This window comes from Phaeobacter sp. JH20_08 (assembly GCF_048056635.1).
GTDB classification, from domain to species: domain Bacteria; phylum Pseudomonadota; class Alphaproteobacteria; order Rhodobacterales; family Rhodobacteraceae; genus Phaeobacter; species Phaeobacter bryozoorum.
The window spans coordinates 1-395 of sequence record NZ_JAYMVV010000013.1; the positions used below are offsets into that span (position 1 = coordinate 1).

Here is a 395-nt window from a genome sequence, read left to right on the forward strand (position 1 = left end):
CGTACAAAACCGCACGTCAACATCGGCACCATCGGCCACGTTGACCACGGCAAGACCACGCTGACCGCAGCGATCACCAAGTATTTCGGTGACTTCAAAGCCTACGACCAGATCGACGGCGCACCTGAAGAGAAAGCCCGCGGCATCACTATCTCGACCGCGCACGTGGAATATGAGACCGAAGGCCGTCACTACGCCCACGTCGACTGCCCCGGCCACGCTGACTATGTGAAAAACATGATCACCGGTGCGGCGCAGATGGACGGCGCGATCCTGGTTGTGAACGCTGCTGACGGCCCGATGCCGCAGACCCGCGAGCACATCCTGCTGGGCCGCCAGGTTGGCATCCCGAAGATGGTCGTGTTCATGAACAAAGTGGACCAGGTCGACGACGA

At 60.5% G+C, this 395-nt stretch carries 1 protein-coding gene; it reads left to right on the plus strand.

Features of this window, described 5'->3' with window-relative positions:
* Nucleotides 1-395 (plus strand): GTP-binding protein (locus tag VWY75_RS14450; RefSeq protein ID WP_416537834.1); only part of this gene is annotated, 395 nt, incomplete at both ends.